14 protein-coding genes are annotated in these 15,863 nt (G+C 58.0%); 3 read left to right on the top strand and 11 right to left on the bottom strand.

Translation table 11 applies throughout. The annotated features are described in order from the left end of the window. Nucleotides 1-12 precede the first annotated feature (12 nt). The 11 genes from atpA to rho form a co-directional block, all read right to left on the bottom strand. On the bottom strand, nucleotides 13-1,689 hold the full coding sequence (gene atpA, locus ACXZ66_RS06235) for a F0F1 ATP synthase subunit alpha (RefSeq protein WP_458751020.1): 1,677 nt from the start codon (nucleotides 1,687-1,689) through the stop codon (nucleotides 13-15). A gap of 22 nt (nucleotides 1,690-1,711) precedes the next feature. Then, a complete protein-coding gene (locus tag ACXZ66_RS06230) occupies nucleotides 1,712-2,542 on the bottom strand; it encodes a F0F1 ATP synthase subunit delta (RefSeq protein WP_458751019.1) in 831 nt (276 codons plus the stop codon). Nucleotides 2,543-2,547: 5 nt separating this feature from the next. Continuing rightward, nucleotides 2,548-3,117, bottom strand: coding sequence for a F0F1 ATP synthase subunit B (locus ACXZ66_RS06225; RefSeq protein ID WP_458751018.1), 570 nt, complete (start codon nucleotides 3,115-3,117; stop codon nucleotides 2,548-2,550). Nucleotides 3,118-3,165: 48 nt separating this feature from the next. Next, on the bottom strand, nucleotides 3,166-3,405 hold the full coding sequence (locus ACXZ66_RS06220; protein WP_018295782.1) for an ATP synthase F0 subunit C: 240 nt from the start codon (nucleotides 3,403-3,405) through the stop codon (nucleotides 3,166-3,168). Between the two features lie 101 nt (nucleotides 3,406-3,506). Then, on the bottom strand, nucleotides 3,507-4,304 hold the full coding sequence (atpB, locus tag ACXZ66_RS06215) for a F0F1 ATP synthase subunit A (protein ID WP_458751301.1): 798 nt from the start codon (nucleotides 4,302-4,304) through the stop codon (nucleotides 3,507-3,509). Between the two features lie 404 nt (nucleotides 4,305-4,708). Further along, nucleotides 4,709-5,122, bottom strand: coding sequence for a hypothetical protein (locus tag ACXZ66_RS06210; protein WP_458751299.1), 414 nt, complete (start codon nucleotides 5,120-5,122; stop codon nucleotides 4,709-4,711). 113 nt (nucleotides 5,123-5,235) lie between these two features. After that, nucleotides 5,236-6,405 carry a glycosyltransferase family 4 protein gene (locus tag ACXZ66_RS06205; RefSeq protein WP_458751017.1) on the bottom strand — a complete coding sequence of 390 codons (1,170 nt, stop codon included), beginning with the start codon at nucleotides 6,403-6,405 and terminating at the stop codon, nucleotides 5,236-5,238. After that, nucleotides 6,406-7,065 carry an L-threonylcarbamoyladenylate synthase gene (locus ACXZ66_RS06200; protein WP_458751016.1) on the bottom strand — a complete coding sequence of 220 codons (660 nt, stop codon included), beginning with the start codon at nucleotides 7,063-7,065 and terminating at the stop codon, nucleotides 6,406-6,408. A 19-nt stretch (nucleotides 7,066-7,084) separates the two neighbouring features. After that, entirely contained in the window at nucleotides 7,085-7,960 is an 876-nt protein-coding gene (gene prmC / locus ACXZ66_RS06195; protein WP_458751015.1) for a peptide chain release factor N(5)-glutamine methyltransferase, read from the bottom strand. Continuing rightward, nucleotides 7,947-9,020: a peptide chain release factor 1 gene (gene prfA / locus ACXZ66_RS06190; protein ID WP_458751014.1), complete on the bottom strand. Its 1,074-nt coding sequence runs from the start codon at nucleotides 9,018-9,020 to the stop codon at nucleotides 7,947-7,949. Before prfA ends, prmC begins: the two co-directional genes overlap by 14 nt. Then, a complete protein-coding gene (gene rho, locus ACXZ66_RS06185; protein ID WP_458751013.1) occupies nucleotides 9,020-11,167 on the bottom strand; it encodes a transcription termination factor Rho in 2,148 nt (715 codons plus the stop codon). The genes prfA and rho overlap by 1 nt, the downstream gene beginning before the upstream one ends. A 439-nt stretch (nucleotides 11,168-11,606) precedes the next feature. On the opposite strand from rho, the gene ACXZ66_RS06180 reads away from it, so the two are divergent. The 3 genes from ACXZ66_RS06180 (at nucleotide 11,607) to ACXZ66_RS06170 (ending at nucleotide 15,855) form a co-directional block, all read left to right on the top strand. After that, nucleotides 11,607-13,364, top strand: a complete 1,758-nt coding sequence (locus ACXZ66_RS06180) for a long-chain fatty-acid--CoA ligase (protein WP_458751012.1) — start codon at nucleotides 11,607-11,609, stop codon at nucleotides 13,362-13,364. Between the two features lie 63 nt (nucleotides 13,365-13,427). Beyond that, complete coding sequence (moaA, locus tag ACXZ66_RS06175; RefSeq protein ID WP_458751011.1) at nucleotides 13,428-14,564, top strand: GTP 3',8-cyclase MoaA; 1,137 nt, start codon at nucleotides 13,428-13,430, stop codon at nucleotides 14,562-14,564. 10 nt (nucleotides 14,565-14,574) lie between these two features. Further along, entirely contained in the window at nucleotides 14,575-15,855 is a 1,281-nt protein-coding gene (locus tag ACXZ66_RS06170; protein ID WP_458751010.1) for a molybdopterin molybdotransferase MoeA, read from the top strand. Nucleotides 15,856-15,863 lie beyond the last annotated feature (8 nt).

Here is a 15,863-nt window from a genome sequence, read left to right as displayed (position 1 = left end):
TGAGCAAATAATTTACTTGTTTACCGACTTGCGCTGGACGGAGAGCTGGTTCTTCTGAATTTCACCAGCGTCAAGAGCTTCATGCTCTGCCTCGCGAACGATACGCTCGCCAGCTGAGGTCTGGAAGTCCTTAGCGAAGGTCTCGTTGAAGTCCAGGATTGTAGCCTTGGACTCATCAGAGAGAACTGCGCCACCCTTGATCTGCTCGTAGACCTCAGGCTTGGCGGATGCCAGGGACTCCTGGAATTCACTCTCGTAACGACGAACGTCTTCGACGGGAACGTTATCGAAGCCGCCCTCGTTGGCCAGGAAGATAGAGACGATTTGGTACTCAACTGGCTGCGGGGAAGACTCTGGCTGCTTGAGCAGCTCGGTCAGGCGCTGACCGCGCTCGAGCTGAGACTTAGAAGCAGCATCAAGGTCGGATGCGAAGGTAGCGAACGCCTGCAGGTCGCGGTATGCCGCGAGGTCCAGACGGAGGTTACCAGCAACCTTCTTCATGCCCTTGGTCTGAGCGGCGCCGCCAACGCGGGACACAGAAATACCCACGTCAACAGCTGGACGCTGACCCTGGTTGAAGAGGTCGGACTGCAGGAAGACCTGACCATCGGTAATCGAAATTACGTTGGTAGGAATGAAGGCGCCGACGTCGTTTGCCTTGGTCTCAATGATCGGCAGAGCGGTCAACGAACCAGCACCGAGCTCGTCGTTAAGCTTTGCAGCGCGCTCGAGGAGGCGGGAGTGCAGGTAGAAGACGTCACCTGGGTAAGCTTCGCGGCCCGGTGGGCGGCGCAGCAGCAGGGAGATCGCACGGTAGGCCTCAGCCTGCTTGGTCAGATCATCGTAGATGACCAGGACGTGCTTGCCCTGGTACATCCAGTGCTGACCAAGAGCTGCACCGGAGAAAGGTGCCAGCCACTTGAAGCCCGCGGAGTCGGATGCAGGAGAAGCCACGATGGTGGTGTACTCCAGTGCGCCGTTGTCCTCAAGGGTCTTGCGGACACCAGCAACAGTCGAGGCCTTCTGACCAATTGCCACGTAGATGCATCGCACCTGCTGGGTTGGGTCACCGGTCTCCCAGAATGCCTTCTGGTTCAAGATGGTGTCAATGCAGATTGCGGTCTTACCCGTCTTACGGTCACCAATGATCAGCTGACGCTGGCCACGGCCGATTGGGGTCATCGCGTCAATCGCCTTGATGCCGGTCTGCATTGGCTCTTCGACCGGCTGACGGTCAAGAACGCCTGCAGCCTGCAGCTCAAGTGCACGCTCTTCAGTAGATTCAATTGGGCCCAAGCCATCGATTGGCTGACCCAGTGGGTTGATTACGCGACCGAGGAAATTATCCCCGACCGGTACGGACAAAACTTCTCCGGTCCGCTTAACCTCATCGCCCTCGGAAAGGGTCTCGAATTGACCCAGAATAACGACACCGATGGAGTCGGTCTCGAGGTTCTGTGCAACGCCGATGACGCCGTTCGGGAACTCAAGCAGCTCATTCGCCATACAGCCTGGCAGCCCGGAAACCTGGGCAATGCCGTCTGCAGCCGAAATTACCACGCCGACCTCCTCACGGGAGGCCTCCGCGGAGTAGCTCGAGGTGTAGTTCGCTATCGCGCTACGGATCTCATCGGAGGAGATCGTCAGCTCCGCCATGTTCTTCCTGCTCTCGGTAGATTGTTCCAGCATATGTTCTTATGTACTTCAGTCTTTAATAGGAGGTGGCGGCTAGGTTCGTGCGGTAACGCGTGATCTTGCTTCGCGTTGAACCGTCGATGACCTCGTCACCTACGCGGATAACCATTCCACCGAGGAGGCTGGGGTCTACCTCAGAGTGAACGGACATCTCTTGACCGTAAATTCGTTCCAGCTTCTCGGCTAACGCCGACCGCTGCCCTTCGTTAAGCGCCTCAGCCGAAACGACGTGAGCGGCAGTGCGACCAGTCAAGGCTGCTGCCTCGACTGCTAGTGCCTTCATATCGTCAACTGGGTTGAGCTCTGGTCGGCCAATGACCTGCAGAGCCAGTGCTTCGGTATATTTCGTTACCTTGCCGTAGAGCACGCTGGCCAAAAGGCCACGCTTACGCTCTGCGGTGGCGGTTCGATCGGACAGCAGCTGCGATAGCTTGCCTTCGCGGTCCAGCAGACGGGACAACTGGAAGAGTTCTTCTTCCACCTGGCCGAGCTGGCCCTCGGATTCGGCGCCACGCAATAGGGCACGACGACCAAGCTGGACCAGCCCAGCGCGCATCTCACGCGGAGTGGACCATACGCGTTCGGCAGCTGCACGCAACACCTCGAGGGTGCCGTCTGCAACCTTTCCGCCGAATACCTGAGTCATAATGCCCACACGCTGTGCAGGCTCCCAAGAGGACTCGGCAACGGCAACACGCAAAGAGCGGTCCGCGTCGAGTGCATCGACGGTGTCGAAAATTTCTGTGCCGGTCTGTGCTGCATACGCCACGACGTTATCCGCAGTACGGATCTTTTTGTCGATAAGGTCTTCGACCTGTGCTAGTGCTTCGCGACTCGCTGCTCGCATCTTGCCTACTTCCGTGCCTGTGAGACGTTGTCAAGCTCGGACAGGAAGTTATCAATCGTGCCGGAGCGACGAGTGGAGTCCGAAAGCTCGGAGCCCAGCAGCTGCTCTGCAAGGTTGATGGAGTTCTGACCGATCTCGTTACGCAGTTCTGCGACAACCTGGTCACGGGACGCAGCAAGCTGCTTCTCACCGGCGTCGATGATACGGCGCTGTTCGGCTTCGCCTTCCGCACGCATGTCGGCCTGGATCTGCTTGCCCTTTTCACGAGCGGCTTCGCGGATCTCTGCAGCCTCGGCGCGAGCCTCAGCGAGCTGTGAGTTGTTCTTTTCCAGGGCAGCCTTAGCTTCAGCCTGAGCGGCTTGAGCACGCTCAATGCCACCCTTAATCCGGTCTTCACGCTCCGCCATCACCTTCTGGAAACGTGGGAGCACGTACTTCCAGAAGAGAATGAAGATGATGACGAAGACGACGGCAGACCAGACGATGTCGTACAGCTTCGGCAGAAGGATGGAGTTGCCACCGTCAAGTGGCAACGTCTCAGCCTGTGCCGCAAGGTTATAAATGACGTTCGTCATAGCTTGCTCCTGTTTCTTAAAAAGTTAATGTCCTGCGGGGATTTCTTTTTAGAACAGGAAGCCTGCAACCAGGCCGATCAGGGCAAGTGCCTCAACGAAGGCGATACCCAGGAACATGGTGGTACGGAGCTGGCCAGCCATCTCAGGCTGACGAGCCATGCCCTCAACGGTCTTGCCGACGAGGATGCCGATGCCCAGGCCTGGGCCGATGGTAGCGATGCCGTAGCCGATTGCGCCAAGGCCGGTGATCGAAGACTCTGCAGCCTGTGCCAGGATGATCTCGTTCATGTGAAAGTCGTTCCCTTTCTAGATACCCGGGAAATTGTTATCCCGGGCGATTTTGACGAAGTTGTATGGGGTATTCAATTGGCCGCGCGAACGCGATTTTGTTAATGCGAATCTGCGTGCAACGAAAGCTCAATGTAGACAGCAACCAGCAGAGCGAAAATGTAAGCCTGCAGGAAGATGACAATGAGTTCGTACAAGGTGAACAGAACCGCTGCAACGAGTGTCAGTGCCGACAAACCGGTCCATGCATTCAGCTGCCAGAAGAAGAAGTTGGTAGCCGAGTACAGAAGAACCAGAATGATGTGACCGGCCAGGAAGTTCGCCATAAGACGAAGAGCCAGGGTGACCGGACGCAAAATGAATGTCGAGAAGAACTCGATAGGAACCACCAGGATGTGAAGTACTGGCGGTAGGTTCGGAATAACCACCGAAGACTTGATGTACTTGCCAAGGCCATAGCGCTGTGCGCCGGCGTAAATCATTGCAATGTATCCAACGAGCGCGAACACAATCGGTCCACCGATACGCGCGTTCGGGGAAATGTTAAGTCCTGGAATGATCGTGGCGAAGTTCATGAAGAGGATGGTGAAGAACAAAGTTGCGATTACCGGAAGGAACCGCTTTCCGTCCTTCTTGCCAAGGATGTCCTCGGCAATGTTTACCCTCACGAAATCAACTGCGATTTCACCTAAGTTCTGCAAACCCTTAGGAATCAGCTTTGGATTCCTAAAAGCAAGAACAAAAAGGATCACAAGGACAGCCGCCACAAAGAGGCGGACAATCATAATGCGATCCAATGCGAACGCACCACCGAGGAAGTTCTCCCCGATGATGTGGCCGTAGTATTGCCCCGGGAAAAATTCTGGGTCCAGCTCAGGGGCATGGAACTCCCCCCGCATGGCCAAATTCATAACGCTCAGCGTTCTCTCCCGTTCTCGGGCCGCACCGTTAGGTAGTCGATGCGGTGCGATGGACGTCTTCAAATCGTCTGCTCCCGCGGCGGACTCCGTCGCACATCAGCGTCCGCGGTGACAGGGGATGTTCTTACGGCGGCATACGCCCACCTCAAGTAACCCGCAGGCTAGCCTATCAGTCACAGCGAAAATCGAGGTGTTGAGAATTCCATTTTGATGATTCTTTCACGGTTCCCTCCCTAATTTCGGGGGATATTGCAGGTATACCCACTTTTCAAGCGCTTGTAAGGTCTGTCACAGGTCCCCCGGTTGGGGGAACTTTCCTTTTCGCCAAGATTAGAAAAACGCCCTCCGGAGGTAGTCCGAAAGGCGTATAGCTTGGGTTATAGCTAGCTCACATAGGTGACGCGAGTTGTAATGACTCCCCATGTTTCCGTGGCCAATACTACAACGAGTGCAGCGATGGTGGTCACGCCCAAGGCAGTTTGGTCGTAGAAATCCATAGTTCGCAGCCAGGCCAATACAAGAATCAAGACCACAATCTTGACAAGCCAGCCTCCCAAGACAACTGCCAGTGTCGTCGATGCCGAGGTATTCGCCGTAACCAGAACAGACAGGGCAGTAAAAAGCACGAATCCTCCGCCGATTGCTGCTCCGATCAGCACGCCCCAGATGCCTGGTAGGTCACGAAGCGCGCCCCAGATAATCAATGAAACGATGGTCAGGACCAACAAAGCGATACTGCCCAATTTCAATGCGCGGTACAGCGGGCGCTTCGGATCGTCGAAATCAACGTCCTCAATAGTGGCAGGGTCGTCTTGAGGGCTGCTGTCGGGATTTGATGCTGTGCTACTCACAGTGGAGATACTACCGAGAATGCCTTCCACAGCCTATTTCCACAGCCTATTTCCACTGCCTATTTTCGGTGCCTGCCTTTTGTTGCGGCCTGTGGTCTTCGCCCAATCTTTCCTTGCAGGGCAGGCACTGCGGTTGCCAAGGCCGCGAGGACGAGTAACAGGATAGATAAGGCTACGGCGTATCTGACGGGGAACACAGAGAAGCTGACTGCACCGAACGCTACGGCCGAAACCCACAGGTAAAGCACCAGCACGGTGCGTCGATGAGTGTGCCCTAGCGCGAGAAGTCGGTGGTGGATGTGCTGACGGTCGGCGGAAAAGGGGCTCTGCCCCTTCGACACGCGCCGAATCACAGCCAACACTAGGTCAAGGACAGGCAAAGCGATAGCAGCCAAGACTACGATCACGGGGCTCATGAGTGCAATCACATCGGCTGTGCCATACAGCGACATGTTGATCTTGCCGGAGGCCGAAATACTCGCCGCGGCTAAGAGCAGGCCGATGAGCATGGACCCGGAGTCACCCATGAAAATCCGCGAGGGCTCAAAGTTATGCGGTAAAAATCCCACACACATACCCACCAAAGCCGCACAGATGATAGCTGGTGGATACGCCGAGACTGCACCCCCCTGATCGTGCAACACGGTAAGGGAGAAAATAAGTATGGCCCCACCGGCAATGGCTCCGAGTCCTGCTGCCAGGCCATCGATACCGTCAACAAAGTTGATCGCATTGACCAATAAGACAGTAAAGATTGTCGAGGCGATCACCCCCTGTGCCTGATCAAGCAGTAGCGTGGTGCCATCCCCGAACGGGATATAAATCATTGTGACGGAAAGACCCAACACACTCATCAAAACCGCAGCCAGCAGCTGCCCGATGAGCTTTGTTAAAGCACCAAGCTCGTATAAGTCGTCGATCACACCGACAACAACGATGGCGAATGCGCCCCAAATCACTGCCGTCATCTCTGGGGTGACAGGGGCAAATCCTCGCGTTAGTGCTGGTAGTTGGGACGCCACGAACACAGCGCAGATGAAGCCCATGAACATGGCCACCCCACCCAAGCTTGGGGTCGGTTGGGTATGGACGTCGCGTTGGCGAATCTCGGCGACTCTACCGCTGCGCACCAAAATGGAACGAACGACCCCGGTGAGCAGATAGGTTATTGCAGCGGCAACGAGGAGGATAATTCCAAGTTCGCGCAGCGGAACGCCAGCGCCAGTCACTTATTTCCTCCGCAGCTGCTCCGGATCGAGGTTTAAGACTTCACCGATGCGCTCAGCGCTGATTGCCCCTTCACGCAAGATCACAGGACTGCGGCCGGAAATGTCCACAATGGTCGAAGGCTCACCGATGGTGGCTTCTCCCCCATCCAGGTACACAGAAACGGCCGAGCCGAATTGTTGCTTTGCACCGACTGCGGTGGTTGGAGGCTGCTTGCCTGAGATATTTGCGCTCGAGACTGCCATTGGGCCGACTTCGCGCAGCAGCTGAATCGCAATGGGTTGCAGCGGCATACGCAGCATGACGGTGCCACGCGTGTCGCCAAGGTTCCACGGCAGCGACGGCGCCTCAGGCACAACGATGGAGAGCCCACCAGGCCAGAATGCCTCAACCAGAGTCTTGGCAGTATCGGTAAATTCAAGGACTAGGCCTTGAATCGTGTCCCAAGAACCAACAAGAACCGGCACCGGCATGTCGGGACCACGGCGCTTGGTGGCAAGCAGACTAGCTACGGCATCATTGTTGAAAGCATCTGCGCCGATGCCGTACACGGTGTCAGTGGGAAGGACAACGGTGCGACCCGCACGCGCAGCTTCGACCGCAGCGGCGATCCCCTCTTCGCGCCCCTTCGGATCAAGACAGTCATAAATCTTGCTCACCATAACCGTGTAGCTCTCCTTCTCATGCGGGTTTGTCTTGTGCAAGCTTACTCGCAATCACAAATCGATCACGTCCGGTAAAATCCTTCAGCACCTCAGGCTCGCCGAATTGCCCGTGAGCAGCCACAACGCCGCATACTTCCGCAGACGTCGTGTCATCGTGCTCGATGCCCAGACCGCCCGCGGCTTTAAGCAAGCGTGCAGCCACCGGTACCAGCCCACGAATGGCTTCCATGCCGTCGGCACCAGAAAACACCGCCTGGTGCGGGTCGACGTAGACCTCGTGTTGGAGATCATCAGCCTCCGGTACGTACGGCGGGTTGGACACAACAAGGTCGACAGTGCCATCGAGGTCGCGCAGCAGCTCGGGGTCGGTCATGTCGCCGTCGATAATGCTTATCGACGAGGCGCTCCCGCCCGCCATTTCCGCATTGCGCTGCGCATATGCTCGGGCTTCGGCAGATTTCTCCACTGCATACACCCGCGCATCCGGACGCTGCGAAGCAATGTAGAGCGCGAGCGCCCCCGTGCCGGTTCCCAAATCGACCACGACGGGGTCGTCGATAAGTGCAATCCTTCCGACCGCCCAATCCGCAAGCACCTCGGTTTCGGGTCGCGGAATGAACACTCCGGGGCCCACGTCGAGGTCGAGCGGGCCAAAGGGTGCGCTGCCGACGATATGTTGCAGGGGTTCGCGCGCTTCGCGACGAAGCACCCACGCCTCAAATCGCTGCTCGAAATCTGCGGGAAGCTCGTCGACGAGAGCCACCTGAATGGGACGAATCCCCAGCAGTTCGGCGGCGAGAATACGCGCGTCGACCTCTGGGGAATCCACTCCGGCCTTGGTAAGGCGTGCGGTAGCGTCGTCGAGAAGCGAACGGATCTTATTCCGCTTCAAGGCGCTCCTGCCGCTCGTGGGTCTGCAGGGCGGTGATCAAATCATCCATATTGCCACTGAGGACCGAATCAAGGTTGTTGGCCTTGTAGTTGATGCGGTGATCCGAGATGCGGTTCTCAGGCCAGTTGTAGGTGCGGATGCGCTCGGAGCGGTCCATGCTGCGCACCTGGGAAGCGCGGCCTTCCGCAGCCTCGGCATCGGCTTCGTCGCGGCGCATCTGGTCCAGGCGAGCCTGGAGCACCTGCATGGCGCGGGCACGGTTTTGGATCTGGGAGCGCTCGTTCTGGCAAGTCACCACGACGCCGGTGGGCAGGTGGGTGATACGCACAGCAGAGTCGGTGGTGTTCACGCCCTGGCCACCCTTACCGGATGAACGGTAGACGTCGATGCGCAGATCCTTCTCGTCAATGTCCACGGCCTCGACCTCATCGGGTTCTGGGTAGACCAGCACGCCTGCCGCCGAGGTCTGGATACGACCCTGGGATTCGGTTACTGGCACGCGCTGCACGCGGTGGACTCCGCCTTCGAACTTCAGCTTCGACCATGCGCCATCGCGCGAAGGGTTCTTCGACTTGATGGCAACTGTCATGTCCTTGACGCCGTCGAGATCGGACTCGGCGAGGTCCAAAACATCCCAGGTCAGGCCGTGCTTTTCGGTGTACTTTTGGTACATCCGGGCGAGATCGCCAGCAAAGAGCGCTGCTTCCTCGCCACCTGCGCCGGCCTTGATCTCCATGATCACGTCGTCGGCATCGTGCTCATCGCGAGGTGCGAGCAGATCTGCTAACTCCTCCTCGAGCTGGACGATTTCGCCCTCAAGGCGCTTGGCTTCGTCGGCGAATTCCTTGTCTTCGGAAGCCATTTCAACTGCTGCCTCATGGTCCTCGCGGGCCTGGACGAGCTTGTTGTTGGCCGTAATAATCGGCTGGATTTCCGCATAGCGCTTCGAGAGCTTGCGGAAAACTTCCTGGTTGCCGGTGATTTCCGGGTCCGACATTTGGGCTTGGATGCCCTCGTATTCGGAGACGTAATCGTCGACAAGTGAAACGTCGTTTGCCATCAGAGGTACTCCTCGGTATCCGTGTCTGCGGCCATTGGCGCGCTCTTAGCTACGCCCATGAGGAATTCTCCGTTGGACTTGGTCTTCTTCAGCTGCTTGATCAGCAGATCAATTGCGGCCTGGGAATCCAGCGCGGAGAGGATGCGACGCAGCTTGTGCATGATACGTGCTTCTTCAGGAACGAGCAATAGCTCGTCCTTACGCGTACCGGAAGGATTGACATCCACTGCAGGGAAGACGCGGCGCTCTGCGATCTTGCGGTCCAGTTTGAGCTCGGCGTTGCCGGTGCCCTTGAACTCTTCGAAGATCACGGTGTCGCCGGCAGAACCGGTTTCCACCATGGCGGTTGCGATGATCGTCAGCGAACCGCCGTCCTCGATGTTGCGGGCAGCGCCGAGGAAGCGCTTCGGTGGGTAGAGCGCGTTGGAATCCACGCCACCGGAGAGGATACGGCCGGAAGCCGGCGACGAGTTGTTGTACGCACGGCCCAGACGGGTAATGGAATCGAGCAAGACAACAACGTCCTGGCCCATTTCGACGAGGCGCTTCGCACGCTCGATGGCGAGCTCTGCCACAGCGGTGTGCTCTGAAGGCGGACGGTCGAAGGTCGAGGCAATGACTTCGCCCTTGACAGAGCGCTGCATGTCGGTGACTTCTTCAGGGCGCTCGTCGACAAGCACGACCATCAGGTAGCACTCAGGGTTGTTCGTGGCAATTGCATTTGCAATGTTTTGCAGAATGGTCGTCTTACCGGCCTTAGGAGGCGAGACGATCAGCGCACGCTGACCCTTACCAATTGGCATGACCAGGTCAATGACGCGAGTGGTCAAGATGTTCGGTTCAGTCTCAAGGCGCAGGCGCTGGTTCGGGTACAGCGGCGTGAGCTTGTGGAACTCTGGGCGATTCTTCGCTTCCTGAGGATCCATTCCATTGACCGAGTCCACGCGGACAAGCTTGTTGTACTTGCTGCGGTTGCGACCATTGCCATGGGACTGGCCCTGACCATTTTGGCGGACCTGGCCAACCACGGCATCGCCGGAGCGCAGGCCGAACTGACGAATCATATTGTTCTGCACGAACACGTCAGCTGGGTTGGAGCGGTAGCCGGTGGTGCGGACGAAGGCGGCATTGTTATCGACGATGTCGAGAATGCCAGCTACTTCCTGCAACTCTTCAGGCTCAATTTCCTGGTTGCTACCCTGGCTGCCGCCTTGACGGTTGTCGCCATGGCTGCGGTTGTCTTGACGGTTGTCCTGGCGATTATCCCGGTCGCGTCCGCGACGATTGCGACGTCCACGACGCCCGCGACGGTTGCCGCCGTCTTCGTCTTCAGCGTTGTGGCTACGGTTGTTGCGGTTGCCCTGATTGCTGCGATTGCCCTGGTTATCCCGGTTGTCCCGGTTGTCCCGGTTGTCGGAGCTACGCCTATTGCGGTTGTCCTGGGAATCGGCTTGCGAATCTCCTGCAGCATCCGACTGGGAATCAGCTCGGGAATCTGCCTGGGAATCTGCATTCGCCTCAACGTGGGTTTCTGCCTGCGCATCCGACTGGGTCGTAGCCGGGGACTCCACAGCCGCTTCACCGTTAGCCTGTGGGGCTGCCGAGACGGCGTCGTCGTGACGCTCTTGGCCCTGCTCATCACTGTGACCATCGCTGTGGCCACCCTGGCGGGCGCGGTAACGACGAGCCCGGCGCGCTGCCGAGCGCGATTCGTAGCGCTGATCGCTCTCACCGTTGTGAGAAGACTGATCTGCTGCGCCCTCCGACGTTGTCTCAGGAGCTGAGGTCTCAGGAGCTGTCTCTGCTGCAGCCGAAGTATCCGGCTTGGTATCCGGCTTCGATTCAGGCTTGCTATCCGGAGTGGAGGAAGCAACAGGGGTTCCCGCGCTACGGGTTACCCGGCGCGTAGCACGCTTTGCTGGAGCCTGGGCTTGCTCGGCCTGAGGTTCAGCGTCTGCCTTAGGCGCGGCATCGGTCTTAGGCGCGGCCTTCACTGGGACGGACCCAGTCTTGATTGCCTCAATGAGTTCGCCCTTACGCAGGGCGGAAACGCCTTTAAGGCCCTTTTCTGCAGCTACTTTACGCAGCTCAGGAAGTTTCATGGTAGCCAAATCCTGGTTGGCCACTGCATTGTCCGTTTGCGTCACGGATGTCCTTTCGTCGCTTGGCAGTTAAGCGTCTTCTCACCTCGAATGCGGAACTGATGCAATGCACAGTTTCATTATTCAAAATGCAAGCACACTTGCCGAAAGCTTTCGTGTGGATGATGTCTGCCCTACTAGTGCTGCACGGGAAAGCAACCTGAATCCAGACGGGCAGAGATAAAACTTTGTGTTTCCAGGGATTCAAGTACCTCGGTAACAAAAGCAAAATATAGAAAGAAGATCGTTTCCCTCCGCGGGGCACGCGAGGTCCGCCGTCGAATGGCTGGAGATAATCCGCGGATACTTTAGTCCAGTACATGAAGTCCAGTTCAGATCCGTACCCGTCGATCTTGGAGGCTAGTGTAGCGGACAAGTTTCAAAGGTGTGTTTTCGACCCCCACTTTTGGTCCCCCTCTTCCCATTCCCAGCTAAAGTAGGGCCCATGCTCTCGACCATGCAAGACATCCCGATGTCGATCGCCAGGATCTTGGAATACGGTTCCACGGTTCATAGTTCCACGAAGGTGACTACGTGGCGGACCGATTCCGCCGAGGAATGCACCTTCCGCGATATTGCAGCCAGGGCCGGGGCCTTTGCACACGCTTTGCACGACAAACTTGGCATTGATGGTGATCAGCGTGTGTCTACCATGATGTACAACTGCGCGGAGCACCTCGAGGTCATGTTCGCGGTGGCGTCCAAGGGTGCCGTGTTTGCCCCGGTGAATAAGCAGCTAATGGATGATCAGATCTCCTACATCCTCAACCATTCTGAGGCCGAGGTCATCGTCATCGACCCGCGTTTGGCAGACAAGGCCGCGACGGTGGTCGCGGATTGCCCGAAAGTGCGCGTCATCGCAATTACAGGACTCTCGCCTATCGACGAGTTCCGGGATCTGTTTCCGGATCGCATCGACCTTTACTCTTACGAAGCCCTGCTTGATGGCCAGTCCACTGTTTATGACTGGCCTGAGTTACCAGAGCAAACCGCTGCCGCAATGTGCTACTCGACGGGCACCACTGGTGCTCCCAAGGCGGTTGTGTATTCCCACCGCGCTATTTGGCTCTCGGCGATGTCGCTGCGCTCGACCGACTCCCTGGCGATTACGCATGGAGAATCCTTCCTCTGCTGTATCCCCATCTATCACGTCTTGAGTTGGGGTGTTCCTTTTGCAGCGTTCATGTCGGGCACGCCTATGGTGCTGCCGGATTCCGATGTCTCTGCCCCGACACTGGCCGCGTTGATTGCTGCGACGCATCCGCGTGTTGCTCACGGTGTGCCCACCATTTGGATTCAGCTGATGGTGCACTACAACAACCACCCGCCAGAGCGCATGAGTCTCACCGAAATCTACGTCGGTGGCTCCCCTGCTCCCCCTGCCTTGGTGAAGATGTGGGAGGAACGCTACGGCGTGGATGTGATTCATGCCTGGGGCATGACAGAAACCACCACGGTGGGCACGGTGGCACGGCCACCATCAGGTGCATCCGGTGAGGCACGTTGGGCGTACCGGATTTCTCAGGGCAGGTTCATGCCTTCCTTCGAATACCGCGTGGTCAACGACGGAAAGGTCGTGCGCGCCACCGATATGAACCAAGGTGAAATCCAGGTGCGCGGCAACATGGTCACCGCTCGCTACTACCACTCGCCCGCGGAAGATAACGGTGCATCTGCAGCCTCGTTCCGCGGTGTCGAGGTCAATGACGGCGAGGAGCTGTTTACCGCCGACGGCTGGCTGCGCACCGGCGATGTCGGTTCTGTATCCGCCGACGGCTTCCTTACCCTGTACGACCGGGCACGCGATGTGATTAGGTCTGGTGGCGAGTGGATCTATTCCGTGCAGCTGGAAAACCTCATCATGGCCTCCCCCGAAGTCGTTGAGTGTGCCGTGATCGGCTACCCCGATGAGAAGTGGGGTGAGCGTCCACTGGCCGTTACCGTGCTTTATGAAGAACATGGACCTAGCGAGGAAATGGCCGAGGAGCTGCGCGACCGCCTGCGCAAGGAGCTTCCCGCCTGGATGTTGCCGGAGTATTGGACCTTTGTGCGCTCCATCGATAAAACGTCGGTGGGCAAGTTTGACAAGAAGGACCTGCGCAAACATCTCAGGGACGGCGACTTTGATGTTATCGCGCTGAAGGGGCCAGGTAATCGCTCTCATCCCGCTGACCCAAACGAGCTTCAGAAAGGCAAGCCTTAATTCCGGAAAACTCCGCGTTTAACCCTTGGCATTTTCAGGACCACCTCGTAGGATGATGGCACCATGACCAAAAGCTCTCTCACACGGATTCCTCTTCCCTTGCAGTCTCCAGCTCCGGCGCGCACAGCGCCGAGTGCGGGCTACTCAGCTCCCGAGGATCTCCCACCGGCGTTTGCCGATGGCACCCGTGCGTTAGTAGATAAATATGGTCGCGTCGCCCATGACCTACGCGTCAGCCTCACCGATCGGTGCAATCTGCGCTGTACCTATTGCATGCCCGCGGAAGGACTGGAGTGGATCCCTACCGATCTCACGCTCACAGACGACGAAACAATCCGCCTGATTCGCATCGGCGTGGAAATGCTCGGTATCCGAATGGTGCGCTTCACCGGCGGCGAGCCCCTCTTGCGCAAGAACTTGGATAAGATTCTCGCCGCAACGAAAAAGATGCGTACCGACGAAGGCGTAGCCCCCGACACAGCCATGACCACCAACGGTCTGGGCCTGGTACGCAAAGCCCAGCACCTTGCTGATTCTGGCCTCGACAGGGTGAACATTTCCCTTGATACCATTGATCCCGAGCAATATCTCGCACTGACCAGGCGTGATCGCATCGCAGATGTGTTTGCCGCGATCGATGCCGCTACCCAAGCAGGCCTGAACCCCGTGAAGATCAACGCGGTTGTTATGCCTGGAGTTAACGAGGATTCGCTCGTTGACTTGGCTTGCTTCGCCTTAGCAAAGGGTGCACAGCTGCGCTTCATTGAACAAATGCCGCTTGGCCCCCGCGAGCAGTGGAAACGCGAAGATATGGTCACCGCCGAGGAGATCTTGGAACGTCTCGGCCGCGAATTCGACCTGCAGCCGGCACAAGCGCCCCGCGGCTCCGCACCCGCGGCGTTGTGGGAGGCTGCCAACGCAGAGCTCCACGGAACCATTGGTGTCATCGCAAGTGTGACTCATCCTTTTTGTGGCGACTGCGACCGCACCCGCCTTACAACCGACGGCGCCGTGCGCAGCTGCTTGTTCTCCTCCCAGGAGGCAGAGACCTCGCTGCGTGACTTGATGCGCGCGGGCGCGTCCGACGAGGAACTCGCCCAAGCCTGGGCCGGAACAATGTGGCTGAAAAAGCCAGGGCATGGCATTGACGACGAGGGATTCCTCCAGCCTGATCGACCAATGTCTGCCATTGGTGGCTAGAGTTTCCACCATGGCTCACAAGGCTCCCTCTGCTTACAGCTCTAGCGCACACAAAGCACGCACCATCGATGAGCACCTCGCTGCCGTGCTCTCCCTGGCTCACCGACAGGTCACTCGCGATGTCGCAGTCAAGGACGCAGTGGGCACCGTTTTGGCTACAGAGGCTATCGCGCGCCGGGCAGTTCCGCCGTTTAGTAATTCTGCGATGGACGGTTTCATTGTTCGCGCAGCAGACCTAGCCGGCTCAGGCCCGTGGCAGCTCCCAGTTCACGCCGACATCCCTGCCGGTGCCACACCTGAGCATTTCCCTGCAGGAACCGCGGCCCGGATCATGACAGGTGCACCGGTTCCCGAGATCGACGACCTGATCGTCGTACCCGTGGAAAAAACCAACATTGACCGTGGGCCAGTTCCGCTTCCCAGTACGGTGACTATTAATTCCGTTGATCACACCAGGACAAATATCCGTCTCCGAGGCAGCAACGTGGTTGAAGGAGATGTCGTCGCAAAGCCTGGAACCCGTATCGATGCCGGCACCCTTGCCGCCCTGATCTCACTCGGTGTGGAGACGGTGGACGTGTACGCCGCGCCCACGGTGGCCGTTATTTCTACTGGTGAGGAGCTCGCCGAAACGGCAGCGGTAGCAACTGACTACCAAATCCCGGACTCGAATAGGCCAATGCTCGCCGCTTTGGCCCGCGCGAATGGCGCCGCCGAGGTCCACGAATTCCAAGTGGGCGATAGCAATGAAGAGTTCTTGCAGGTCCTGAACCACGCCGCTGAAGTCGCCGACATTGTGATCACCTCGGGTGGGGTCTCGGTGGGCGCCTTCGATGTGGTCAGAGCGGTTACCGGCGCATCCGAACACATGTGGTTCGGGCCTGTGGCACAACGCCCCGGCGCGCCTCAAGGCATGGGAACATGGAACGGAACTGCCCTGGTGTGTCTTCCCGGCAATCCTGTCGCCGCGTTTAATTCCTTTCACCTCTATGTTGCACCGCTGCTCCGCGCCACCGCCGGCTTCCCTCAACCGACATCCATCTCCGACCGAGCGCGGGTGATCGCACGCATCGATGGCGACTTCCCCCAGGTGAAAGCCCCGAACACACTTGTCGTACCAGTACGACTGAATTACTCCGGCGCGCAGATCACGGCGAGCGCGTTCGCGAAAGATGGCGCCCGATCGCACTTGGTCGGCTCCCTGTCCGACACAGACGGCTTGGCCATCATGGAGCACACAGAGGACACGAAAACACCAGAAACCGCCACCGTTCTTCTGATTCGAGCTTAAGGAGATTC

Source organism: Corynebacterium sp. S7, assembly GCF_054401105.1.
Note: the sequence above shows the minus strand (reverse complement) of the source record. Positions and strands in the feature narration are given on the sequence as shown.

Bases quoted from the DNA above. Each gene is read 5' to 3' on its own strand.
- prfA (WP_458751014.1), bottom strand. From the start codon at position 9,020: ATGGCAAACGACGTTTCACTTGTCGACGATTACGTCTCCGAATACGAG.
- atpA (WP_458751020.1), bottom strand. From the start codon at position 1,689: ATGCTGGAACAATCTACCGAGAGCAGGAAGAACATGGCGGAGCTGACG.
- moaA (WP_458751011.1), top strand. From the start codon at position 13,428: ATGACCAAAAGCTCTCTCACACGGATTCCTCTTCCCTTGCAGTCTCCA.
- ACXZ66_RS06180 (WP_458751012.1), top strand. From the start codon at position 11,607: ATGCTCTCGACCATGCAAGACATCCCGATGTCGATCGCCAGGATCTTG.
- ACXZ66_RS06170 (WP_458751010.1), top strand. From the start codon at position 14,575: ATGGCTCACAAGGCTCCCTCTGCTTACAGCTCTAGCGCACACAAAGCA.
- ACXZ66_RS06200 (WP_458751016.1), bottom strand. From the start codon at position 7,065: ATGGTGAGCAAGATTTATGACTGTCTTGATCCGAAGGGGCGCGAAGAG.
- ACXZ66_RS06220 (WP_018295782.1), bottom strand. From the start codon at position 3,405: ATGAACGAGATCATCCTGGCACAGGCTGCAGAGTCTTCGATCACCGGC.
- ACXZ66_RS06225 (WP_458751018.1), bottom strand. From the start codon at position 3,117: ATGACGAACGTCATTTATAACCTTGCGGCACAGGCTGAGACGTTGCCA.
- atpB (WP_458751301.1), bottom strand. From the start codon at position 4,304: ATGCGGGGGGAGTTCCATGCCCCTGAGCTGGACCCAGAATTTTTCCCG.
- ACXZ66_RS06230 (WP_458751019.1), bottom strand. From the start codon at position 2,542: ATGCGAGCAGCGAGTCGCGAAGCACTAGCACAGGTCGAAGACCTTATC.